This window comes from Robbsia sp. KACC 23696, from assembly GCF_039852015.1.
In the GTDB taxonomy this organism is placed as follows: domain Bacteria; phylum Pseudomonadota; class Gammaproteobacteria; order Burkholderiales; family Burkholderiaceae; genus Robbsia.
Window position 1 is genome coordinate 961,411 of the sequence record NZ_CP156627.1, and the last position, 23,809, is coordinate 985,219.

General features: G+C 61.0%; 19 protein-coding genes. 7 read left to right on the plus strand and 12 right to left on the minus strand.

The window, feature by feature from the left end; all coding sequences use genetic code 11:
* Positions 1-83 precede the first annotated feature (83 nt).
* From ABEG21_RS18840 to ABEG21_RS18855, 4 genes are all read right to left on the minus strand, one after another.
* Positions 84-3,218 carry an efflux RND transporter permease subunit gene (locus ABEG21_RS18840; RefSeq protein ID WP_347556951.1) on the minus strand — a complete coding sequence of 1,045 codons (3,135 nt, stop codon included), beginning with the start codon at positions 3,216-3,218 and terminating at the stop codon, positions 84-86.
* Positions 3,215-4,369: an efflux RND transporter periplasmic adaptor subunit gene (locus ABEG21_RS18845; RefSeq protein WP_347556952.1), complete on the minus strand. Its 1,155-nt coding sequence runs from the start codon at positions 4,367-4,369 to the stop codon at positions 3,215-3,217. The genes ABEG21_RS18840 and ABEG21_RS18845 overlap by 4 nt, the downstream gene beginning before the upstream one ends.
* Positions 4,369-5,931, minus strand: a complete 1,563-nt coding sequence (locus ABEG21_RS18850) for a TolC family protein (protein WP_347556953.1) — start codon at positions 5,929-5,931, stop codon at positions 4,369-4,371. Before ABEG21_RS18850 ends, ABEG21_RS18845 begins: the two co-directional genes overlap by 1 nt.
* Positions 5,932-6,308: 377 nt before the next feature.
* Positions 6,309-7,301, minus strand: a complete 993-nt coding sequence (locus ABEG21_RS18855; RefSeq protein WP_347556954.1) for a LysR family transcriptional regulator — start codon at positions 7,299-7,301, stop codon at positions 6,309-6,311.
* A gap of 139 nt (positions 7,302-7,440) precedes the next feature.
* On the opposite strand from ABEG21_RS18855, the gene ABEG21_RS18860 reads away from it, so the two are divergent.
* Positions 7,441-8,475 carry an NAD(P)-dependent alcohol dehydrogenase gene (locus ABEG21_RS18860; protein ID WP_347556955.1) on the plus strand — a complete coding sequence of 345 codons (1,035 nt, stop codon included), beginning with the start codon at positions 7,441-7,443 and terminating at the stop codon, positions 8,473-8,475.
* 22 nt (positions 8,476-8,497) lie between these two features.
* On the opposite strand, the gene ABEG21_RS18865 is transcribed toward ABEG21_RS18860, so the two are convergent.
* Positions 8,498-9,943 carry an HDOD domain-containing protein gene (locus ABEG21_RS18865; RefSeq protein ID WP_347556956.1) on the minus strand — a complete coding sequence of 482 codons (1,446 nt, stop codon included), beginning with the start codon at positions 9,941-9,943 and terminating at the stop codon, positions 8,498-8,500.
* A gap of 248 nt (positions 9,944-10,191) precedes the next feature.
* Positions 10,192-10,881, minus strand: coding sequence for a TetR/AcrR family transcriptional regulator (locus ABEG21_RS18870; RefSeq protein WP_347556957.1), 690 nt, complete (start codon positions 10,879-10,881; stop codon positions 10,192-10,194).
* Positions 10,882-10,928: 47 nt separating this feature from the next.
* On the opposite strand from ABEG21_RS18870, the gene ABEG21_RS18875 reads away from it, so the two are divergent.
* On the plus strand, positions 10,929-11,702 hold the full coding sequence (locus tag ABEG21_RS18875) for an SDR family NAD(P)-dependent oxidoreductase (RefSeq protein WP_347556958.1): 774 nt from the start codon (positions 10,929-10,931) through the stop codon (positions 11,700-11,702).
* A gap of 63 nt (positions 11,703-11,765) precedes the next feature.
* Here the strand turns inward: ABEG21_RS18875 and ABEG21_RS18880 are convergent, their stop codons facing one another.
* Positions 11,766-12,407, minus strand: coding sequence for a DUF1109 domain-containing protein (locus ABEG21_RS18880; protein ID WP_347556959.1), 642 nt, complete (start codon positions 12,405-12,407; stop codon positions 11,766-11,768).
* Entirely contained in the window at positions 12,404-12,976 is a 573-nt protein-coding gene (locus ABEG21_RS18885; protein ID WP_347556960.1) for a sigma-70 family RNA polymerase sigma factor, read from the minus strand. The genes ABEG21_RS18880 and ABEG21_RS18885 overlap by 4 nt, the downstream gene beginning before the upstream one ends.
* A gap of 163 nt (positions 12,977-13,139) precedes the next feature.
* On the opposite strand from ABEG21_RS18885, the gene ABEG21_RS18890 reads away from it, so the two are divergent.
* The 5 genes from ABEG21_RS18890 (at position 13,140) to ABEG21_RS18910 (ending at position 17,020) form a co-directional block, all read left to right on the plus strand.
* Positions 13,140-13,388 (plus strand): pentapeptide MXKDX repeat protein, encoded by a 249-nt coding sequence (locus ABEG21_RS18890; protein ID WP_347556961.1) that lies wholly within the window; start codon positions 13,140-13,142, stop codon positions 13,386-13,388.
* 272 nt (positions 13,389-13,660) lie between these two features.
* The gene (locus ABEG21_RS18895; RefSeq protein WP_347558087.1) at positions 13,661-13,912 is read left to right on the plus strand and encodes a hypothetical protein; all 252 of its coding nucleotides are present in this window, start codon (positions 13,661-13,663) and stop codon (positions 13,910-13,912) included.
* A 173-nt stretch (positions 13,913-14,085) separates the two neighbouring features.
* On the plus strand, positions 14,086-14,766 hold the full coding sequence (locus ABEG21_RS18900) for a response regulator transcription factor (protein WP_347556962.1): 681 nt from the start codon (positions 14,086-14,088) through the stop codon (positions 14,764-14,766).
* Positions 14,767-14,775: 9 nt separating this feature from the next.
* The gene (locus ABEG21_RS18905) at positions 14,776-16,191 is read left to right on the plus strand and encodes a HAMP domain-containing sensor histidine kinase (RefSeq protein WP_347556963.1); all 1,416 of its coding nucleotides are present in this window, start codon (positions 14,776-14,778) and stop codon (positions 16,189-16,191) included.
* A gap of 85 nt (positions 16,192-16,276) precedes the next feature.
* Positions 16,277-17,020, plus strand: coding sequence for a winged helix-turn-helix domain-containing protein (locus ABEG21_RS18910; RefSeq protein WP_347556964.1), 744 nt, complete (start codon positions 16,277-16,279; stop codon positions 17,018-17,020).
* Positions 17,021-17,159: 139 nt separating this feature from the next.
* Here the strand turns inward: ABEG21_RS18910 and ABEG21_RS18915 are convergent, their stop codons facing one another.
* The 4 genes from ABEG21_RS18915 to ABEG21_RS18930 form a co-directional block, all read right to left on the minus strand.
* Positions 17,160-17,489, minus strand: coding sequence for a hypothetical protein (locus tag ABEG21_RS18915; protein WP_347556965.1), 330 nt, complete (start codon positions 17,487-17,489; stop codon positions 17,160-17,162).
* A gap of 263 nt (positions 17,490-17,752) precedes the next feature.
* The gene (locus ABEG21_RS18920) at positions 17,753-19,294 is read right to left on the minus strand and encodes an efflux transporter outer membrane subunit (RefSeq protein WP_347556966.1); all 1,542 of its coding nucleotides are present in this window, start codon (positions 19,292-19,294) and stop codon (positions 17,753-17,755) included.
* Complete coding sequence (locus ABEG21_RS18925) at positions 19,287-20,498, minus strand: efflux RND transporter periplasmic adaptor subunit (RefSeq protein ID WP_347556967.1); 1,212 nt, start codon at positions 20,496-20,498, stop codon at positions 19,287-19,289. Before ABEG21_RS18925 ends, ABEG21_RS18920 begins: the two co-directional genes overlap by 8 nt.
* Entirely contained in the window at positions 20,488-23,754 is a 3,267-nt protein-coding gene (locus ABEG21_RS18930; RefSeq protein ID WP_347556968.1) for an efflux RND transporter permease subunit, read from the minus strand. Before ABEG21_RS18930 ends, ABEG21_RS18925 begins: the two co-directional genes overlap by 11 nt.
* Positions 23,755-23,809 lie beyond the last annotated feature (55 nt).

A 23,809-nucleotide genomic window follows, 5' to 3' on the forward strand; every position in this document is an offset into this window, starting at 1 on the left:
CTTTTGCACACGACGCGTGACGTCAGGCCGACACACGACGCTTTTTTTGTCCGTAGCGACGGCGAGGTCGACGTCGGCGAGGCTCATTCGGGAACGCGCACGGGGCTCGATCTCAACAACAGCTTCAGCAGCACCGGCAAGACGAGCAGCACCAGCGGAAACTGAAGGATCAAGCCGGCGATGATGGCAACGGCTAGCGGTTGCTGCATTGCCGATCCCTGACCCAGCGCGAATGCCAAGGGCAGGAGCGCAAGAATGGCCGCGATCGTGGTCATTGCAATGGGTCGCAGCCGATTCAGTGCCGCATCGACCAGGGCCTGCTGGAACGGCATATCGTGCTCAAGCTGCAGGGCATAGAGTTCCGATACATAGAAAATAGCGACTTCCGTGACGATGCCGAGAATCATCGTCATACCCATCATTGCCGTGATATTCAGCTCGATGCCCGTTATCCAGAGACCGACGAATACGGCACCGGCGGCCGACAGCGGCATCAATACGATGGCAAGGGCAATGCGGATGCGCTCATACAGGAACAGCAGCAGCGCGAATAACAACGCCACGGCTGTCCCAAAAACGATCATCAGCCCGTGGAAAGCAATCTGCTGCTGTTGATAAAGGCCGCCCAGCGTGTAATAACCATTCGGCGGCAGCAGAGACTTGTTTTGTAGGACATGCTGCACATCGGCAATGGTCGAACCAAGATCACGGCCTTCGATACGTGCGGTCACGCCGACCATGCGTTTCAGGTTGTCGCGGGTGATTTCGGACTGACCCGTCAGCACCGACAACACGGCGACCCGACGCAGCGGAAACATATGGCCGTCAGGGGCGCGAACGGATAGATTGCCGAGCGCGGTTTCCGTCAAGCCGCCCGCGCCGTTGACGCGGACACGCACGCCGACCACCTTCGGGCCGGCGTCGTAGTGGGTGCTGACCACGCCGGCAAGCGCGTCGGAAACCGCCTGCGCCACCGCCTGTGGATCCATGCCCTCGGCCGCGGCGGCGTCGGGACGAACGTCCACCTGCAAGGCATCGCCGGCCGGATTGATCCCGTCGGCAACATCGACGATGCCGGGAATCTTGCCGATCGCGGCGGCGACCCGCGTTGCGCTGTCGTTCAAGGCATTCGCATCATCGGAGAAGATCTTGATCTGCACAGGCTGCGGCACGGCGGTCAGGTCGCCGATCAAATCCTCCATCAGTTGCGCCATCTCCAATTGCACGCCGGGCACCTGTGTCTCGATTTGCGTGCGCAGGCGCGACATGATCGCGTCGATCGGCGGCCGCTTGTCTTGCGTCAAGCGAACGAAGAAATCGCCTTTGTTCGCCTCGCCAAGCCCACCGCCCAGCCCGGTGCCGGTGCGCAGACTGTAGGAGGCGACGGCAGGATCGTGATCGATGATCGACTCGACCTGCTGCATCAGACGGCTGGTTTCCGCAAGCGAGGTGCCGGGCGGGGTGTGGTAATCGATGACGAAGCCGCCTTCGTCCATCGTCGGCATGAAGCCGGTGCCGACCTGCGTCGCGGCAAAGCTACCGGCGCAGAGGAGCGGGATGACGCCGACCAGCAACCAGAGCGGCTGACGGATCAAACGGGCTAGCAATCGGCGAAAGCCACCATCGAATTTCACCGCGAATGCCGAGGGTGCCTTATGTGCCGCGTCCTTCTGGTTCAAGAAGCGCTGGCAGAGGATCGGAATCGCGAGCCAAGTGATCAGGAATGACAGAAACAGCGCGCTCGCCATCGTGATCGACAGCGCTTTGAAGAATGCACCCGTTACGCCGCTGAGAAAAGCCAGCGGCGCGAAGATCACCAGCGTTGCCGCTGATGATCCGCTCAACGGGCGCGTGAATTCCCAGGCGGCGTCCAGCATCCGCGTCGACAGCGGCGAGCGGACGTGTGCCGCTGCCTCGGCCGTTTCGCGTGCAGTGCGGACGTCGCGCGCCCCCGGGGCATCGGCATTTGAATGCGGTTGCTGCAGACGCCGCACGATATGTTCGATCATCACGATCGCGTCGTCGATCACCAAGCCGACCGCCGCCGCCATGCCGCCCAGGGTCATGATGTTGAAGCCCATCCCGAAAACCTGCAGCAACAGCACGGTGGATGCCATCACGACGGGCACTAATGCGACGGCGATCAAGGTAATCTTGACGTTACGCAAGAAGACGAACAACGTCAGCGCGGCCAGCACGACACCGATCAGTATCGCGTCGCGCACGCTCGATGCCGACGCGACGACGAGATCGCTTTGGTCATACCAGTTCGACAGATGTGTGCTGGCGGGCAGCGTTGCCTGAAACGCTTGCAGCTGAATGCGAATCTGTTTTGCGATGGCGACGCTATTCGCGCCCGGCTGCTGATAGACGTTCAGCAGCACCGCGGGTTTGCCATTCGCATTCACGCGAATCCATTCCGGGACGACGCCATTCGACACGTCGGCGATATCGCCAAGGTGGACCATGCCGCCGCGAGCACTGCGCAAGACCACCTTTTTCAACGCGTCGATACTGTCTACCGGATGGTTCGCGACGACCAGCAGCAGCTTGTCGTGATCCTCGATGCGGCCGCTGGCCATCAGCAGATTGCTGGCACCGATCGCGCGCGATACGTCGGACAGCGCGAGTCCTGCCGCGGCAAGCCGATGCGGATCGACGCTCACTTGCAATTCCTGCTGCGCGCCACCCAGGACGGCAACCGTGGCAACGCCCTGAATCGACGAGAGCATCGGTCGAATTCGGTACTGCGCAAGATCGTAGAGCGCCGTCGGCGACTGGCTGCTCGACGTCAGACTATAGGCAATGACCGGGAATTGCGTCGGGTCCATTCGCCGGACCTGCATCGTCACGTTGGACGGCAAGCTGGTCAGGATATTCGCGATGGCGGCCTGCATCTGCAACGTCGACTGCACCATGTCCGTACCCCAGTCGAAACTGACCGAGATTTCCGCACCGCCGCGATTGGTCTTCGATTCGACGTCGCGCACGCCGGGGACGTTGCGTAACGCTTCCTCCACCGGCGTCGTGACCTCGGTGGCCATCTGTTCTGCTGGCCGGTCGCCGGCACTCATCTCGACGACGGCACGGGGGAATTGCACATCCGGGAATAAAGAGATGGGCAATTGGAACAGGCTGAACACGCCCCCGGCGGCCAGCAGCAAGACGGCGAACAGCAAGGAGCGCTGATGCGCCCGTATCCAGCGACTAAACGTCATTGCGCTGCTCCCGTCGTGTTCTTGACGGCCGGCGCTGTCGGACGTACCGTCTGACCGTCCTGCACGACATAGCTGCCATCGGTGATGATCGCGCGCCTGGCATCCAGCGCACCATCGACGCCATATTGCCGGTCGCTCTCGACCGCGATACGCACCGGCACCTTATGGGCGACATGGTTCGCATCGATCTGGAACAGATAGGCCGACGCGGGGCTGCCGTTGGCTTGCGTGGCGCCGTCGTCCACGCTTTGCACCGCGTTACGCGGCACGATCCAGTGCACGTCGCCACCGCGGTCTGTCGGCGCCACAATGCGTACTTGCACCGGCGTTCCGGTCAGATAGGGCGTGCCGGTCAGCGTTGCATTGACGCCGACGGCTACTTGATGCGTGATCGGATCGATCGCGGCGCCGATACGCGTCACGCTCCCTATCTCCTTTTGTTGCAACAAGGCGCTCGAGAGGCCCGTGATGACCGCGCGATCGCCCAGGCGCAGCTTTGCCGCATCGTCGGGCTCGATTTGCAGCAGCACGTTCGGCTGGCCGCTTCCCGGCGCGCTATTCGCCGACAATTGCAGGATGGCCGCGCCCGCGGCGACGCGATCGCCTTGGGCGAAGGAGACGGCCGAGATCACGCCATCGGCTGCTGCTGTGATCGTCGTAGTGCCGCTGGCAGGCCCCAGCCGTTGCTGCGCGGCGTAGGCTTGTTGGGCGTCGTCGAGTGCCTTCTTTGCCATATCGCGCTGGGACGCCGTGGCGAGGCGCTGGTCGTATAGCGACTGCGTCGAGGCAAAATCCTTTTGTGCGAACGTCACCGCACTACGCGCTTGCTGGGATGCGAGCAAGGCCGCCGGATCGGGCGTGACGGTGAGCAGTGGCGCGCCCTTCCGCACCGCCTGGCCCGCCTGCACGTAGAGGCGATCCAGTTTGAACGCGTACGGCAAGTTGATCGTCGTCAAGTCTGCTTCCGAAGCGCCAACCTGACCGTAACCGACGACTTCAGCAGGCATTGGCGCCCGGAAAACGACGAGCGTCGTCACGGACGGTTGCGGCGCCAGCGCATCCTGCGAGGCACCGGCCGCGAATGCGCCGGTCGATAGCAGGGTGGCCGCAACGGCAATGAGAGATTTTTGCGTGAGAAAGATCGTCGACATTATTGGGATGCTTCCAGGGAAGGGAGAGTCTGGCGCGGGTCGGCCACGTGGGTGGCGGGCGAGGCGGTGGCAGGCGCAGGCGCGACGCTGTTTTGCGCGACCGCCGATTGCGGCGGGGTAGCGAGGGAGCCGGCGTCGAGCGGCAGGCCTAGCAGTGTCGTCAAGGTCAGCCTTTCCTCCGCGAGCGCTTCGTGCAAAGTCAGACTTTCGACGCGACGCGTCAGCGCCGCGATCATCGCGTCCGTGTAGACGCCGATCGTGACGTCGCGATCCTGATAGGCATGGGCTGCTTCATCGGCAGCCGATGCCGTATGCGGCAGTGCCTCGTCGAGCGTCGCACGTTGTTGCATCAATACGGCGCAGTCGGCGCGGGCCTGCGCGACGTCCGCATGCGCCGCGTCGACGCGATTGTTGTACTCGTCGAACAAACGTTGGCGCGTGGCGGATTCGATGGCGATGTTGCCGCGGTTACGATTGAAAATCGGCAAGGTGAATCCGGCAGTGATGCCGAGATCCTTATACCCAGAGTTGTCCTGCTGACGGCTCAGGCCAATGTTGAACGAGGGGAATTGCTGCCAGATCGAGAGACGGTATTTCGCATCCTGCGACACATAGCCCGCGCGTAACGCCAGCAGATCGGCACGACGTTGCGGCAGCGATTGCAGCGCATCGTCGATCGCTCTGGCAGAAAGGCAGGTCGGACTGCCGGCATCGGATGCATGGGAGGTTGGTGTGCCGCGATCTGCATCGCGATGGACGCGCGCGTCGTTCGTCGTCGTGCTTGCATCGAACTTGCCTGACGCATCGCTTAAAGGGAGCACCACATCCGGCGTCAAGCCCAGCAAAAGATTGAAGTCGTGTCGGTCCTGATTCGCCGTGCGAGCGGCGTCATCGAATTGCTTGTGGGCGTCTTGCCATGCGACACGCGCGATGGTGAGCGTATCGTCGGTGACCGCGCGTTGGGTCCGCGCATTTTGGTATGCCTTCAGGCGTTCCGTTGCCAATTGCTGCTGCTGATCCAGCAGCGGTAGAACGGCGCGATCGCGCTGCACACGGTAGAACAATTGCTGCGCGTGCAGGGCGGTTTGCCACTCTTGCCACACCATATTGAGGTCGGCCTGCTTTGCCGTGGCGTTCGCCGATGCGGCGGCGATGCGATGCGTCAGTAAGGTGATCAGATCGTAGTCCAGACCATAGGCGTAGGCCGTGATGTTGTTGCCATCGAGCGCTGGCGTCGGCACGGTGCCGCTCAGTTGGATCTGCGGATCCGGTAGCAAGTGCGCGGCAAACGCCTGCGCCTGTGCAATATGCGCGTCATCCCGCGCCAATCGCAGATCTGGATTATTCGTCACTGCGATCATCGCGACTTCCATTGGATCGAAGCCATCGGAAGGGTCGAAACGATAAGCGCGCAGACCGGGGAGAGGCAAGGTTGCGGGATCGATCGACAAGTGGGCAAAACGGGTCTTGTCGAGCGCGGCGCTATCGACCGTCAATGGTTTAGGCTGATAGCTTTGACATCCTGCCAATAGCGACATCACGCCGATCATGCCGATTCGCACGAATCGTCTGCGCCGATGTGTCAGGCGCATTTGTTTGATTAGGGGAAGGGATAACAACCGTAATAGCACCGGACACCTCGACAAGTGACGAAACCACGCGCCAGTCCAGGCGCTCCTTGTACGGCGGCATGAGCCGACCGCACTTTCAGAGGTGCATAGTAAAATCCGGAGGCTTATTGTTTCCTTAGTGCGGAGTGAGGACGCGGGCTAGCGTGAAAATTGGTCGGGAAGGTTGGGCATATCAGGAATGTCGCGGCGCACTTCAGCATTTCTTAAGGCAATATCGCTTAAGATCATCGAAATTGATGTTTTCCGCGAAATAGATGATTAGGTTTGCTGATCAATATATTTTTTAATCCGCAATGCGCGAAGCACCGTCAGCCGACAGAAAGGCGCCAGGGCGCATGCGCGAATTGCGCTTGAAACCACGCGAGGAATGCACGTGTCTTCGCGGGCGTATGTTGAGACGATGCTCTTACCACGCTGAGTTGCGCGTCGTTGCGCAATTGCCAGCCGGGTAACACGGCGCGCAAGGCGCCCGAACGCAGGTGTTCCGACACCAACCAGTCCGCACCGAGCAACATGCCTTCGCCCGCCAGGGCCGCATGGACGGCAGTGTCGATATCGTCGGTAAGCAAGCGCGCCTGAATACGGACCGCTGCCTGGAGCGGCGGTGTTTTCGATGTGCCTGCATGCCGCGTCGGGCCGGGTTTTCGCGCGGAAGATGTTTCTGCCGCCTGACGCTCGACTTGGCGTAAATGCCAGATCGGGTGAGTCGACAACGGGGTGAAACCGATACAGCGATGCTGCTGCAGATCCGCCGGCACACGCGGCTTGCCGTGTGTTTCGAGATATGACGGGGAAGCGCAGATCAGGCCCTTCAGCGTGGCGACGGTTTGGCCGACGAGTCGGGTATCGGAGAGCTGGCCGATGCGGACGCAGACATCGAACTGTTCGGCGATCGGATCGACGAAGCGATCGGAATAGTAGGCCTCCACGCCGAGCGCCGGGTAACGGGCGAGGAAATCGGGGAGACGTGGCGCAATCCATTTTCGACCGAAACCGGCAGGTAGACTCAGTCGCAGACAGCCCGCCGGCGCATCGGACAACGCGCGCGCGGCATCTTCCGCTTCCTGGACGGCCTCCATCGCCAGGCGGACCTTATCTCGAAATATATGGCCCGCCTCGGTCGGCGCCACACGCCGGGTCGAGCGTTCCAGCAGCCGCACCCCCAATCGGGCTTCCAATGCCGCCACGCGCCGCGAGATGACCGAGGCATCGCGCGAGAGTCGGCGGGCGGCAGCGGTGAAGCTGCCGCTGTCCACCACGGCCAAAAAGGCCGCGAATTGCTCCGCGTCGTCGGCATTCATTCGTGTTTCCCGTGCAGGAGTGTCTTGTGATGTCTATGCATTATAGGGCGGCATGCAGGAATACGATGTGGATAGGCCATTCATTCGCACTGCGCCGCGGCGCAAGCGCGGCGCGACCCGTCACTCTTGGAGGAAAGTCATGCAAGCCTACCGTTTGCTCGCCGGCGAGCCCTATCGTCTCGACATTCGCGACATACCGACACCCACGCCCGCGCCAGACGAAGTGCTGCTTCGTATCCGCGCGGCCGGTCTGAACTACCTCGACCTGATGGTGGCGTGGGGACGCTTTGGCGATGCGCGCGATGGGCAGACGCCATTCGTCCCCGGCACCGACGGCGCCGGCGAAATCGTTGCCGTCGGCGCGTTGGCGCAACGTCCGGAAGCCGGTGGATGGCAGGTTGGCGAGCGCGTGATCGCCGGATCGATCGTCGATTGGCACGATGGCCGTCTGACTGCCGGCAATAGCGCGCGGCTGCGCGGGGTAACGATGCCTGGTTCGCTCGCTACGTACGCCGTCGTACCGGCAAGCGCACTGGTTCGCATCCCGGATGCGCTGTCATTTGCAGAAGCGGCGACCTTGCCGATTGCGGCGACCACGGCATGGAATGCCATCGTGACCGGCGGTGTGCGGCCGGGTTCGACCGTTGTGTTGCGCGGCACCGGTGGCGTCAGTCTGTTCGCGCTTCAATACGCGAAAGCGGCCGGCGCGCGCGTCATCATCACGTCCTCGTCGGATGAAAAGCTGGCGCGCGCCAAGGCGCTCGGTGCCGATGTCCTCATCCATTATCGGCGCCAACCGCAGTGGGATCAGGCCGTCCTCGATGCGACGGAGGGCCGGGGGGCCGATTTGATCGTCGAGACGGTGGGAGGACCGTCGTTCGCGCAATCGATCAACGCCGCGGCGATAGGGGCCAGCCTGTATGTCGTGGGCTTTGTCGGCGGAATGGAGCTGACGATCCCGGCCTTGCCGGTCATGGTGAAGACGCTGCGCATTATCGGCAGTCAAACCGGATCGACTGCGCAATTGCGTGACGCCGTGTCCGCTTTGTCGGCCGCCGGCATCGCGCCCGTGATCGATCGCGTTTTTCCGTTCGATGCCGCCGCTGATGCCTATCGCTATCTCGCCGCAGGCGGCCATTTCGGGAAAACGATCATCAGCGGGGCACCGGCCTAGCAGCGCTCGCCCGACTCCGCCGTCAACGGCGGATCGATCGCTCGACGCCGAGCGAGATCTCGTCGGCAAGGGCTTTCACACTTTGAATTTCACCATGCAACAGGCCGCGGGCCGTCGCGGTGGCGCCCCATGTTCCGCAAAAAAGAGCAATGCAGCGCTCTTTCAGGTACACCGGAACCAGCACCAACGAGCGGGCCATGGGGAACTGCGTTTTGTACCAGTCCGGAACGCGATGCGTGAAGCTGTCGGCCCGAACATCGGCAAAGAACGTGGGATTGCGAATCGACGCGGCATGCTGAAAGATATCGTCGATGACACCGAGGTCGAAGCGCAGATTCGGCAGCAGTTCGCGGATGCCGTTGCCGTAGGCGACTTTCCCGGTGAAGACGTTTTCTTTCATATTCAGCAGCAACAGAAAGCCGCTGTTCAAATTGAGGCACTGCCCGATATTCTCGACGACCAAGGGAATCAATCCCGCCGAATTCAACGTCGGCGCAATCGAACGGACCTGGGCCAGGGCGCTTCCGAGTCGTTCCATCGGATTTGCCGGCATCTCGAAAACGCCGGTATCTTCGGCGGCCGACTTGCCGCGTCCCTGTCGGTCGACCTTTGCGGACACGCCCTGTGCCTGTTCCAGCGCCTTATCCAAGGTGCCTGCGTCCGCACCCAGCGCACCCAGGAAGGGCGTCACGAAGCGCGTGATCTCAGGGTGGGGCTGCTTGGTTTCGACCATCGACGCCACCTCGGCCGACATCGTCGAAATCATCGACAACCACTGCGTGTGGCTTTCCGTGCGCCGGCCGGGAATCGGCAAGGTGGCTTCCATGCAGTCGGCGATGATCTCTGGAAGATTGAAATGCTGCGCCAATGCCGCGGCGACTTCGGACAAGTTGATACCGAGTACTTCGCGGCAGGCGTCGCGAATCGAGGTGGTGGGATAGGTGCGGATGAACTGCTGTACCTTTTCCCAATCGTCCTCGAGGTAGAGCGCGAGGACCGTGGGCGCGAGCAAATGCATCAGCGTCGACAGGACGGCTTCCTCACTGGCCTGCGCGGAGTGACGATGCGTCAGGTTGCGTGCGAATTCGGCAGCGATCATCGCGCGCTTCAGTGCCGCGCGGCCGCCGGCGGCGTGGATCGATGTGCCCTGGAAATCGGCGATATCCGGCAACTCGGCGCTGAAACGTTCGACGGTCTCCACGCCAAGCACTTGAATTGCACGGGTCATCGAGATGATGCCGTCGCCGAACGAGCGCCGCGTGGCCGAATTGGCCTGCCGGATTACTTTCTGGGATAGCGATAAATCGGCGAGAACCAGCGCGGTCAAGTCCGCGAGATAGGCCTCTTCGGTGTTCACATTGTTGACGATCCGCTCCGAGGCACCCTGAAGCGATGGCAGTTCCCCGCGTTCTTCCATCGCGGCGAACAAACGGGCGAGCACATTGGCGGTTTTATTATGTTCTGTCACCACACTATCCTTCGATCGCAGTCTGCTACGGAGTCCGGCAATAACGATACTGGGACAGTATTACGGTCGTTTGTTTTAGTCGAGCCCATATTAAAAATATGTCGGCTACAAGCGACGGGAATGTGCGAAAACGGCGGTTTTTTGGCTAATAAAGTAGACCGGCCATTCTGTCCCCGAATGTGGCACGGTATGGCGCGTGTGCTGATGGTAGGCGGCGTTGCCTCCGCATGGGGTATGCCAGTAATTGCCTAGGCTTGTAGGGGCGTGGCATCCAGCCCGGCGAGGGTCAGCGTCAGTAAGAGGGCAATCATCTCCCGCAAGGCGCCCACGCTGTCGCACGCCAGCTTGAACCCGACGGCGCTGCTGACGATCATGTGCGCAACCCGGTGCGGAAAGATATCGGGGTGTCCCAGCTTGCGGACCGCTGGTTCGAGGCGCTTTGCCAGTAGCGCTTCAAAGGCGGTGAAATAGGCGTTAACAATGTCCTCGGCGAATGCAAAGCCGCTACCGAGCAGATCCTTGGTGTCCGGGTTCAGAAGCGTCATCTCGAAAGGGCGGACGCACCAGACGTCGAGCGCGAAAATATACTGCTCTTTGACAGACATCGACGGAAGCATGCCTGCCAGCACCTCCGACATCGTTGTATCAAAATAACGTTGAAGCACTGCGCGGAACACGGCTTCTTTCGACTCGAATACGAGATACAGCGCCGGGCGGGACATGCCCGCCTCCTCCGCCAGATCGCCCATCGTGACTTTTTTATAGCCCAGTCGCAGGAACACCTTCGCAGCGGCTTCGACCACTTTTTCTGTTTTTTGCGACGCCATCAGGGGGTGTATTGACAAATGTCCGGGAAATGTCCATTCTACACTGACATATTGACGAAAAATGTCAAAACGACAAACGCCCGCTGGAGGATCGGTGAAGGGCGCAGTCACGGGCACGCACTGGCGAGATCGCGGCCTTTAACCAAAACGGAACAGTCATGAACGCAACGGGCAATACGATTCTCATTACAGGCGGCAGCAGCGGCATTGGCCTGGAAATGGCGCGACAGCTATTGGCGCGCCGAAATACGGTCATCATCACAGGGCGCGATGCCGCCCGTCTTGCTAGCGCGCAGGAAGCGCTGCCGGGCGTGCATTGCTTTCAAAGCGACGTGACCGATCCGGAGGCCATCGTCGCGTTGCATGCGTCCGTGATCGCGGCCTTCCCCGCGCTGAATGTCCTGATCAATAACGCCGGTGTGATGCGAAAGATCGATCTTCAGGATCCCGCCAACGACGTAAGCACGATCGGGAAGGAAATCGAGACCAATCTGTTGGGCCCCGTGCGGATGGTGCAGCAATATCTGCCGCATCTGCTTGCGCAGAAACGGGCGACGATCGTCAATGTGTCTTCCGGGCTGGCCTTCGTTCCGATGGCCGTCTCGCCGGTGTATTGCGCGACGAAAGCGGCCTTGCACTCCTACTCGCAATCGCTTCGCCTGCAGCTGGCGGGGACGTCGGTGGAAGTCGTTGAGGTCGCGCCGCCGCTGACGGAGACGCCATTGGGCGACGCGTTCACCAAGGAGGACACGGCAGGCGTCAAATCGATGGATGTCGCCGAGCTTGCACGGCATGCCATCGAGGGCTGCGTGCGAGGCACAAAAGAGGTCAAACCCGGCTTGAGTCGTGCCCTCTATCTGCTGGGCCGAGTGGCGCCGAGCTTTGGGGCCAAGCAATTGGGCAAGTCCGTCGCGGCGATGCGTCGGGGGTGAGCGGCGTCCACCGGGCGTGACGTCGGCGTCACGCGCTGGCGGTGTCGCGACGTGAAGGGCACCTTACCACGCGAGCCAGCGTCGTCCGAGCAGGGCGCCGATCAGCGTCGGCACCGCCATGCCCAAGACATACCAGCAGCCCCAGAACGGAACGCCCATTTCGGGACAGTGGAAGCAATAGACCAGCGTCGCGGTGGCACCCGCCAGCAAACCGGCGGCCGCGCCGGCCAAGCGCAGACGGGTAGGTGCCAGGCCGCGCAATGCCCAGAAGAGCGCGATCAGGCCGGGCAGCGACAGTAGCGCGATCAACACAGGGCATACGCGCCAGGTCTGTCCCAATAACAGCGCGAGTCGGTCGGCGGGCGGCGCGCCCAGCAGTGCCGCCGCCGACGCGATCCATACCGCGAGCAAAGGCGTCAGCACGACCCAGCCGCTCGGCCCTGGCGCGATGCCGGGCCGCGCAAGTCGGATAACCATCCACAGCGCGCCGATGCCGAGCAGCGCGGGCAGGGCCGCTTTGATCCAGAACCGCGTCGAGGCGATCGCGCTGCCGATGTCCGGCCGCAGCCCTAACAGGCTCAGCATCAATACGCTTGCCGATGCGAAAGCGATCAGCAGTGCCAGCGTAAAGCGCTTCGTTGGCAGGTGCCGATCGATCGGTGGCGCTTGACGTGCCAGCAAAGAGATCAGGTCGTCCGTTTTCATGATTTACCTCGTATGATCGAGGCCAATGCCTTCAAGCCGCGGTGGATGCCAATCTTCACCGCCGATTCCGACAAGCCTGTCATTCGCGCCGTGTCCGCAACGGAATGGCCTTCCAATTTGACATGGACGATTGGCAGTCGCTGTTTGTCCGGCAACCTGCTGAGCAGACTGTCCAGGTCGCGTGAGGACTCGGCGCCGTCACTGTCTTCACTTGCAAGCAGATCGATCGACGCGTCGATCGGATCGTGCAGCGCGTCCTGTCGCGCATAGGCACGAAAATGATCGACCAATTTGTACCGGGCGATGGCCTGCACCCAGGCACTCACCGGCTGCGTCGGCCGGTAACTGTCGCGCGCATTGTGCACGGCGAGCAAGACCTCTTGTACCAGATCCTCGACATCGTGCGGACGGCTCGCAAGACGCCGGCGAAGGAAGGCGCGAAGATGGCTGCTGAGGCGATCGAGGAACGCGCGGTAGGCCGAGGCATCGCCGCCCAGTCCTTTCAGCAGCAAGGCCTGCAGGTGTTGCTCTTTGTCTTGAAACGCGCTGCGGTCGTCACGTCGCGCCATCGATCACCCTTCGTCTATCTCGCTATTGTCGTCCGAATTCTACGCTGTCGGCTGAAATATTTATTTTCGGATTGCTGTAACCGGATTGCCTCCCGCAACGAATTACCTATCAGACAGGTCAAGATCGACCTGATCGTTTGCGTGTTCACTCTTCGAGGAATCTATGAAAACGTTCACCACCGCCGTTGTCGCCGTTGCTGCCGTCGCCGCCCTGTTGTCGAGCGGAGCTGTCTTCGCTCAAGCAAGTGGCGCCATGGGAACAGGCATGTCGAATAAGGAGATGGCCCATGACGGAATGTCGAAAGACAAGATGTCGAAGGGCGCGATGTCCAAGAATGGCATGTCGCACGACGGGATGAAGAAGGGCGGCATGTCGCACGATGCGATGTCGAAAGACGGTATGAAGCCTTGATGGTAGCGATCGCGTGTGAAAGGACATGGCGTCTGATCGCACGTTCAATGAAATGATGCGATTCGCGTGTTGGGACGGATAGGCAAGCCCGTCCCAACATGAAGCAAAATTCATATTGCCGAACACGGTTTATACAGCGCGCTCCGATAACCTTGTTTCTGTTCCGACGACGCAATACAGCCAATACCAACGTCGGCTAATACATCAGGAGCGCGATCATGAAACGGAAGAAGACGATTTGGGCCCGTCTGGCCTATGCGGCATGTGCCGCAATGGGCTTGTTGTCGATGGGTGCGCATGCAGCAACGAACGACGGTCTGACGCCACAGGAGTGTCGCACCTATCCCTTCGTTCAGACTCATCACGTGTCGCATCATGCGTTGATGACGGAACTGTCCGAACTCGAGGCGGTCGGCTATCAGCCTACTGCCGAGGACCCCACCTATCCTGCGCAACTAGATGTCGCCGAGCATCGACTCCATCGCGAGTACGAAGCCGACTGCGCGAACGTCGACCACCGATAAGCCCCATTCCTTTTTTTCATGCCGTTGCGGCGAAGCGTCGCGGCGGCTCTTTTCGTCCGCCACACTAAGTTCGGTTTAAGCTTTCGCGCTTACCCTGAAAAGAAGAAATGACGTTGACGAATCCACGTTACGTTATTCCTTCAGGGATACAAACGGAATTGTAAGATTGAGATATGGCGAGAATCCTGACGGTAGAGGACGACGAGCTGACCGGTTTATCGATTGTCTCGGAATTGCGGAAAGCCGAATTCACGGTGGATTGGGTGCGCACCGGAAGCGAAGGCCTGGCGCGTGCCATCTCGGGGAACTATGATGCGATCACCCTGGATCGCATGCTGCCTGACCTCGAAGGCTTGATGGTTTTGACGACGCTGCGCGCGGCGCACGTGAGCACGCCGGTCATGATGCTCAGTGCGCTGAGCGATGTCGACGAGCGCATTCGGGGCTTGCGCGCCGGCGGCGACGACTATTTGACGAAGCCATTCGATCCGCATGAACTGATCGCTCGACTGGAGGTTCTGCTAAGGCGCACCCGGCAGGCTGATCCGAGCGCGGCGTCCACGCATCTCGTTGTCGGTGATATCGAGATCGATCTGGTGAGTCGGATCGTCAAACGCGCGGGCGACGTGGTTAATCTGCTCCCCACCGAATACCGCATTCTCGAATTCCTGATGCGACATGCGCGGCAAACCATCACGCGCACGATGCTGTTCGAGACGGTGTGGGGTTATCACTTCGATCCCGGTACGAATCTGATCGATGTACATATGGGCCGCTTGCGAAAGAAGCTGGACGTACCCGGGCGCCCCGCGGTGATTGCCACTGTTCGCGGCGCAGGCTATCGACTCGAGTAAGGCTGCGGTATGCAATCCCCCGATAGTGCAACACTTGGCCGCCACGGTTATGCGAGTTGGTATAGCCCCTTGCTGCGATGGCTTGCTGCCTATGCCGTGGTCTTCAGCTTATCCGTCATGGCAATACTGGGCGCCTTGGCGTATTTTGTGACGGAGCAGGTCGCCCATGACGCGGACGCGGTGCTGTGGTGGCAAGTGCTCTATCTGGATTCGACGACGAGCGCGGAATTACCGGTCATCATCGAGCGGCGGATGGAAGAGTCGCCGGTGCACAGTAATTACTTCGGTTTATTCAATGCGCAACGACACTACCTGCTCGGCGACATTGTCGCGATCCCGAAAGATCTCGCTGACGACGCCCACGGGCACACGGTAAATGCCAGATCTTTCTCCATGAGCGAGCCGATCCGGATGCGGGCGATGCTGCGTCGTAGACCGGACGGGAATTACGTCGTTGTCGCACGGGATTTGACAAGTGTCCGGCATGTACGCCGCGTCATGCTCGACACGGTGCTCGGGGCCGGCGCGTTTTGTTTGTTGGCCAATCTCTTGCTAGGCGGCTATATCGGTTACCGGCAGGCACGGCGCCTCAAAACGATACGGCTGACGACCTTGGAGATTTCCGAAGGAAATCTGTCCAAGCGGCTGCCCGTGGGCGGTCGCGACGAGCTGGACATGATGGCACACCTCGTCAACCATATGCTGCAAGAGATCGAGCGTTTGATGCGGGAGGTCAAGGTGTCCTGCGATGGTATCGCCCATGACCTTCGGACGCCGCTCAGCCAGGTACGTAGTATTTTGGGACTAGCCATATCGCGCTCCCCGACGTCGAACGATCCGACCTTGCATGCCTATCTCGAGACGGCGAAGGAGCGTACGGATGCGTTGCTGTTGCGTTTCAGAGCCATTCTCCGTATCTCGGAAATCGAATCGTTGCAACGCCGAAGTGGCTTTGGTGATGCGATGCTCGGTCAGATCGTTCAGCAATTGGACGAACTTTATCAGCCGCTTGCCGAGGACGAGGGCTTGATGTGGCACGTGCGGCACGACGGCCCCGTCGATCCCGTGCATGGCGATGCGGCCTTGTTGTTCGAAGCGTTGTCCAACCTGATCGGCAATGCCATCAAGTTCTCACCCAGGGGCGGGCGTGTTGGTGTGACGCTTACCCATACCCCACTGGGTCCGATCGTCGCGGTCGAGGACGAAGGGCCCGGCATCGCGAAAAATGAACGCCAGGCGGTGTTGCAGCGCTTCTACAGAGGCGCGGAAACGCAGCATATACCGGGCTCTGGGCTTGGCTTGAGTATCGTGGTCGCCGTCACGACCTTGCACGGATTCGGCTTCCGGATCGGCGTACCCGAGAACGGCCGGGGTACGCGGGTCGAGGTACGTTGTTGGCCTCAGCATCTCAGCGCGGACGTCTGAGAATACGCTTTGTATCGTCGGTGGCGTTTTAAAGAAGAAGAGGGCAGCGGTGAGATTACTGTTATGTACGGGATCGTCGAATCGTGTGGCCTATTTTGAAAAGGCCTTACGCGAAAGCGCGCACAGCGTCTCGATCGTCACCGATATCGATGGGGCGAACTGGCTACTTCACACGGAAGACTTCGACGCGGTCATTTTGTTCGAGCGCGCGGGGGAGTCGGAGACAAAGGTCGCCGAGGACACCCGGGCGGTGCGGGAAACGGTGCGGTCGCGTTCACCTGAAACATGGCGCCAGCCGCTGATCTTTGTTTTGTGCGATTCGGCCACATCGTCTCTGCGTACCACCGTTTTGAGAGCCGGCGCCGATGCCTGTTTCTGCGAGCCCATTTATTTTGCCGAAGTGCAGGCACGCTTGGGCGCATTTCGTCGTTGTGTGCCTTCCGCAGCGCAGGAGGAAGCGTTGGGTGAGCCGGAAAAGAGGGCGGCGACGGATAGGGTGGGGAGAGGCGGTCAGACGCTCGATGCGGACGCGTCCGGTGCGGAAGTCGGCTACCTGGACGCGGGACGGCGTGAACTGATTTTCGCTGGCGTGCATCTCAGCTTGTCGGCTCGAGAATATCTGTTCGTCGATTGTCTGCTGCACCAAGCGCCGCATCCCGTTTCGCACGAACAGTTGTTGCAGTACTGCTGGTCCGAAAACGACGACGTCTTGCAGTCCGTGGTGGGACAGACGGCACTGCGATTGCGCAAGCGAATGCAACACGCCGGCATGGCGGTGAAGATCGAATCCGTTCCACGTTTCGGTTATCGTTTGATTTTCGGCGCGTGACATTGTCAGCGCCGCTATGCGTTTCCGATGAATCGGGATCGCGCGCTTGCCGCACGCTGTTATTTGCGCGGGTCAACGCGACGATCGAGGCCATTCTCACGGAAATGCCGAAGCTGCTGGCGGCAATGACGCCCTGACGTTACAACGCATGATGTGTCCTTGCCGATGCGGCCTGGGGAGGTAGGCAGTCCGCTTTATAGGCGACGTGCAGACGGTGTTCGGCGCGATCGTAGTCGGCAGGGTAGAGCGGATCCTGTCCCGCCGGGTTATAGCCGGCTGCTTCGAGTTCGCCCATTTCCGTGATTTCGTCTTTGTGATCGATATGCGAGGTATGGACGAACGGATATTCGTGGCATTCCTGCGGCGTCAATACTGGTAGCGACGCGGCGTGTGCAGTGGAGGTCAGGCCGCATGCGGCGGAGATCAATGCAAAAAAGAGGTAGGGGACAAGTTTCGTCTTGTTGCTCATGGTGTTTCTCCTGGTTTCATCGGGTATTGTGAGATGCGATCGATTGATCGCAGTCCTTAGATGAAATAGTAGAGCGTCAGGCGAATCCGACCGCGCTCGCAGCCATGAATGTTTTTTTAGTTTCTGTCTTGGCCCGCATCGGGCAAAAAAAATCCGTTGATCCGGGGGACTAGATCAACGGACAACCTCGGGGGTGAGGAGAACAATACGGGACCCACGCAACAAGTATAGCGAATCCGATTACCGCATAAATGAAGAATAGTTCATGATGCGAGCGGTGGTTTTGGCAGTGCACCTTGCTGCCAGCCACCGCCCAGCGCCTGGATGAGCGACACGGCCGCCTGCAATTGACGCACCCGCAGCGTACGGGCCTTTTCCTCCGCTTGTAGGGCTGCCTGCTGCGCCGTGACGACGTTCAGATAGTCGCTCGCGCCGTCGCGATAGCGGACCGTCGCCAAGACCAGCGTCTGCGCCGCTGCCGCACGCATATCGTTGACGCGCACCGCTTCGTTCGCAAGCACCTGTTCAAGATCGACTTGGTCGTCGACTTCCTGGAATGCCTTCAACACCGTGGCGCGATAGCGGTCCGCCGCCTGCTCGCGAGCAATCTTCGCCCCGAGGACTTCGGCATGACGTCGGCCACCATCGAAGATCGTCGCCGCCACCGAGGGTCCGAGCATCCACACGGCATTCGGTGCTGCCAGCCAGTTCGCCATGGTGTCGCTTTCATAGCCACCGGACAGGCCCAGGCCGATATCAGGGAAATAGGCAGCACGTGCAACGCCGATGTCGGCATTCGCTGCGGCGACGCGCCGCTCTGCCGCGGCGATATCGGGGCGCCGTTGCAATAACGTCGAGGGCAGGCCGGTCGGCGTGATGGGTAAAGGCACGCGCATCAGGTCGTCGGGCGCGCTGCCGACGTGCAGCGCCGTGTGCACCGTTGCGGCAACGCTTTGTCCCACCGTCGGCAGGACGAATTGTTCGGGCGTCACGCCTACCAAGGTGGCCATCGCATTACGCAGCAGATCGCACTGCCCCTGTGCGTCGATCCTTTGCGCCTGCGCATCCGCGAGTTGTGTCCTTGCCCGGGAAACGTCGATCTTCGTCGCCAGTCCGCCGTTATAGCGGCTCATCGTCAGGCGCAAAGCGTGTTGATACGCCGCAATGGTTCGATCCAGGACGCCGATGGTCGCCGCCGCGCCACGCCATTGGAAGTAAGTATTGGCGAGCGTGGCTTGCATATCCAGTTGCAGCGCCGCGAGGTCGTCCGCCGCGGCGCCGGCCATGGCCCGTCCCGCTGCAAGTCGGTTTCGCTCTCGCCCCCATAGATCGAGGTCATAGTTCACGCCGAGCTTGACGCTCGCGTCGTTGTACTCGTCGGGTTGGGTACTACCGCGAAGCGGTCGCGTGTCGGACTGTCGTTGCCGATCGACGGCGCCCTCGAACCCCAAAGTCGGCAGCAAGGACGCACCGATGACGCGAAGCGTCGTCACGCTGGCATCGTGATGCGCAACGGCGGCTTGCACCGTGGGATTTGCCGCGACGACGCGAGGCTCTAGCGCATCGAGCGTGGCATCGTCGAATGCCAGCCACCACGCACCGCGTGCCTTGCCGGCATCGGCATCGAATGGATGCCACTGCGATGCATGGGCCGGTGCATTTCCCTGAAATGCATTCGGCAAGTTCATCTTCGGTGCGTGATAGGTCGGCGCGAATGAGCAGGCAGCCAGTCCGACCGACAGCATCGCCGCGAGCAACGGACGATAAAGCGTTCGCAGACGCGGTACGAACATGAAATCAGCCATGCGTATCCTCCGTCGTAGCGTGGTCGGGCGAGGTTTCCGGTAAGCGAACCGCTTCACCGTCGACCAATCCGTCCGGCGGATTATTGACGAGCCGATCGTCCCGTTGGAGCGGGGCCTGGCCGTTTGTCGGGCCCGATGCCAATGCCACGCGATCGCCGAAGTTCTGAGCAATGCGTACGTCGCGGAAATGCACGTGGCCATCGGCGCCATAGACGGCGACCTGTACCGTGTTGCTACGGAATATCAGCGTGCTGGACGGCACGGTGAGGCCGCCGGGGGGATTCGGCACACGGAAACTGATCTGCGCGTAGGCACCGGCTGTCAGCGCACCGGATGTATTGTCGATCGCCAGTTCGACGCGTTGTGTCGCGGAGGACGGATCGATGGCGTCAGCCATGTCGGTGATTTTTGCGATAAACGTCTGCCCCGGATGTTCGGGCACGGTGATCGACGCTTGCATCCCAGGGCGCAGCGTGGCGGCATCGGCTTCCGGCACATCCGCATAGACGCGCAATCGACTTTCATCGGAGAGCGCGAATAGCGGTTTTTGCGAGGTACCGTCCGCGGTGATCAGGTCACCGACATCGGTATTGCGTGCCGTGACGATGCCGGAAAAGGGCGCTTGAATGGCTTTATAGGCCGACGTAGCCTCCAGTCGCGAGACATTCGCTTGATCTGCGGCCACGTTTGCTTGTGCCGCGGTGTAGGCGCTGTCTTTCTCATTCGCCTGCTGCGCGGAGACGGCGTCCTGTGTCAGCATGTCGTCCCAGCGGTGCGCGGTCGAGCGTGCCAGATCCTGGTTGGCGATCGCGCTCTTCAGCTGCGCACGGGCCTGGGCCAGTTGCTCGTCCAGCTCTGGACTGTCGATCCGTGCCAGCACCTGACCGGCCTTGACGCGATCACCGATGTCGGCATACCAAGCATGCAGATAACCAGGTACGCGGGCATAGAGCGGCGCATTGGTCCAGGCATTCAACTGGCCTGGCAAGGACAGGCTATGCGCTGCGGCGAGGGCGGTCGGATGCAGCGTGGCTACGGTCGGTTCCGCTTGTGCATTGGTCCAGGTGGTCAGGGCCGTATGCGCATGCATCCGGCTCCACAGACCGTTGGCGACCACGCCGCAGGCCAGCAGCACTGCAATGACGGCGAAGGGCTTCATCGATCGAGTACGAGGGGCGGCGGGAGCCTGGAATTCAGTTGACATGGGGTTCTCCGGGAATGTGCGCGAGGGTGTCCGCCGGCGCGTGCGTCAGGCTCGGCGGTGTGCCGCTTACCGAACGTGCAACGGTGTCACGGCGATGAACGATGCTGAAAAGGACCGGGACGAAGAACAACGTTGCAACGGTGGCGCACATCAAACCGCCGATGACTGCGCGTCCGAGCGGTGCGTTCTGTTCGCCGCCGTCGCCAAGGCCCAGCGCCATCGGCAGCATGCCGATGATCATGGCCAAGGCCGTCATCAAGACCGGGCGAAAGCGCGTGAAGCCTGCATTCGTTGCGGCGTCGAGGGCATTGCCGAGTTCGGCTAGCTGTTCCCGGGCAAAACTGATCACCAGGATACTGTTCGAGGTGGCCACGCCCATGCAGAGAATCGCACCGGTCAGGGCGGGCACGGACAAGGGGGTTCCCGTGATGAACAGCATCCAGACGATCCCCGCGAGCGCGGCGGGGAGTGCCGAGACGATGACGAAGGCATCGCGCCACGAATGGAAGTTCACGACGATCAATAGATAGATCAAACCGATGGCGGCGACGATGCCGAAGATCAGGCCCGCGTACGTCGCGTTCATCGTCACGATCTGGCCGCGCAGCGTAACCTGCGCGCCCTTCGGCAACGTTGCACGATGTGCCGCGATGACGTGCTTGATCTCAGTGGCAACGGCGCCGATATCGCGGCCCTGGGTAGTCGCGAAAATATCGATGACCGGCTGGATGTTGTAGTGGGACACGATGGCGTCGCCTTCGCTCGGCTTCAGCGTGGCGATCGCCCCCAAGGTCTGTGCGCCGCCATTCGGATCGGTGATCATCAGATTATCGAGGTCGCCAACCGACGACATCCAATATTGCGGCGTTTGTGCGATGACCGGATAAGAGACACCGTTCTGGACGTTCAGCCAATAGAGCGGCGAAACCTGGGCCGTGCCGGCCAGATTGGCGACGACGGCATTCGTGACGTCCTGCTCCGTCAGCCCGACCTGCGCGGCGCGCGACCGATCGACATTGATCGACAGTTGTGGGTAGGTCGCGGATTGCTGTATGCGCGCATCGGCAATGCCCGGAATCTTCTGGATGTCGGCCAACAGCGTCTGTGCATAGCGGTGATCCGCGGCGAGGTCGCGTCCGGAGACCTGGAGGTCCAGCGGCGCCGGCGAGCCGAAGTTCAGGATTTGCGAGATGATGTCCGCCGGGAGGAAGGAGAAGGTCACGCCCGGATACATCCGCGGCAACAGGGTCCGCAGCGTCTTCACATAACCTGCCGTCGGGTCGTGATGTGCGTTCAGCGACACGGTGATGTCACCGTCGTAGGGGCCCATCGTTCCGGAGTTGTTATACGTCAGATTGATCCCGCTATTGGGCAAGCCCATGTTGTCGACGATGCTGGAGAGCTGATTCGCGGGGATCACGTGACGAATCGTTCCCTCGACCTGATCGAAGATCTCGGCGGTCCGCTCGATCCGCGTGCCGACCGGTGCGCGAACGTGAATCAACATCGCACCGCCGTCCACCGAGGGAAAGAAGATTCGGCCGAGCGACGGCACCAATGCGAACGACACCAGCACGAGACCCAGGAAAACGACGATGAAGCGTCTCGATTTTGTCAGCGCGGCAGCGAGCAAGGCGGCGTACGATGCGCGCACGCGGGAGAAGCCGCTTTCGAAATGACGGTGAAACGCCGCGAAGAAGCGCATCGGGAGATTGCGCGAGACGGCTGTCGTTTCACCTTCGGCGTCGGTGTGGTGCGGTGCGTGGGCGTGGGCGTGCGGCTTCAGCACGTACTGCGCCATCATCGGCACGAAGGTGCGCGACAGGATGAAGGACGACACCATCGCGAAAATCACCGATTCCGCCATCGGCACGAAGAGGAATCCTGCCACGCCATCCAGCATGAACATCGGTACGAAAACGATGCAGATACACAGCAAAGACACCAGGGCGGGCGTGACGATCTGCGCGGCACCGTCCATGATCGCAAGGGGCACGGCCTTGCCCTGCTCCAGATGGAAGTTGATGTTTTCGATCGTGACGGTGGCGTCGTCGACCAAGATGCCGACGGCCAGTGCGAGTCCGCCCAAGGTCATCGTATTCAAGGTCTGACCAAATACGGACAGCAAGGCGATGGCCGACAGCACCGCCAGCGGAATCGACGCGGCGATGATCAGCGTAGAGCGCCAACTGCCGAGGAAAATCAGAATCATGAAGGACGTCAGCGCCGCAGCGATGATCCCTTCCCGGGCGACACCGGATACCGCGCCTTTGACGAAGACCGATTGATCGTCGAGCAGCACCACATGCAACGATGGCGGCAGCGTCTGCTCGATGCGCTTCATCTGCGCCTTGACCCCGGCGACGACGTCCAGCGTCGATTCGCTGCCATTTTTCAAGACGCTCATCAGAACCGCGCGATGCCCATCCAGTCGCACGACGTTCGCCTGTGGCGTACTGCCGTCGACCACGCGCGCGACATCGCGGATGTAGACGGTCGTGCCGTCCACTTCCTTGATCGGCATATCGTTGATACGGTCCAAGTCGAGCGGACTGTTATTCAACTTGACGTTGTACTCGTTGCTGCCGATCTTGATCGTGCCTGCCGGAATGATCTGGTTTTGACGCGTCAACGCCGTGCCGACGTCGGTTGCGGACAGGTGATGGGCCTGCAGCGCCGCCGGGTCGAGCATGATATCGACGATGCGATTCCGGCCGCCATAAGGCGCCGGAATCGCGACACCGGGCACGGATAGCAGTTGCGGGCGAATGAACTGCGTCGCATAGTCGCCGATCTGCCTTTCGTTCAGACTGTTGCTGGTCAGCGCGATCTGCAATACCGGGACGGTGGATGCGCTGTAGTTCAAGATCATCGGCGGCGTCATGCCGGGTGGCATTTGCTTTAGGACCGTCTGCGAGATCGACGTGACCTGCGCGGTCGCCGTGCGGACATCGACATCCGGCTGGAAGAAGATCTTGACGATGCCGTATCCGCGATAGGATTGCGATTCGATGTGCGCGACGTCGTTGACGGTCGTGCCCAAGGTTCGCTCGTAGTAGGTGACGATGCGCCCCGACATGTCATCAGGTTGTAAGCCGGTGTAGCTCCAGACCACACTGATCACCGGGATTTTGATATCGGGGAGGATGTCCGTTGGGGTGCGAAGCGCCGCTAGAGGCCCCACTATCAGAATAAGCAGTGCTAGCACGATAAACGTGTAAGGCCGCACCAGCGCGAGACGTACTATCTTCAGCATGAGGACCGTTCCTTCAATGGGTGCGCCGCCGGAAAACCGTATTACATCGAATGCG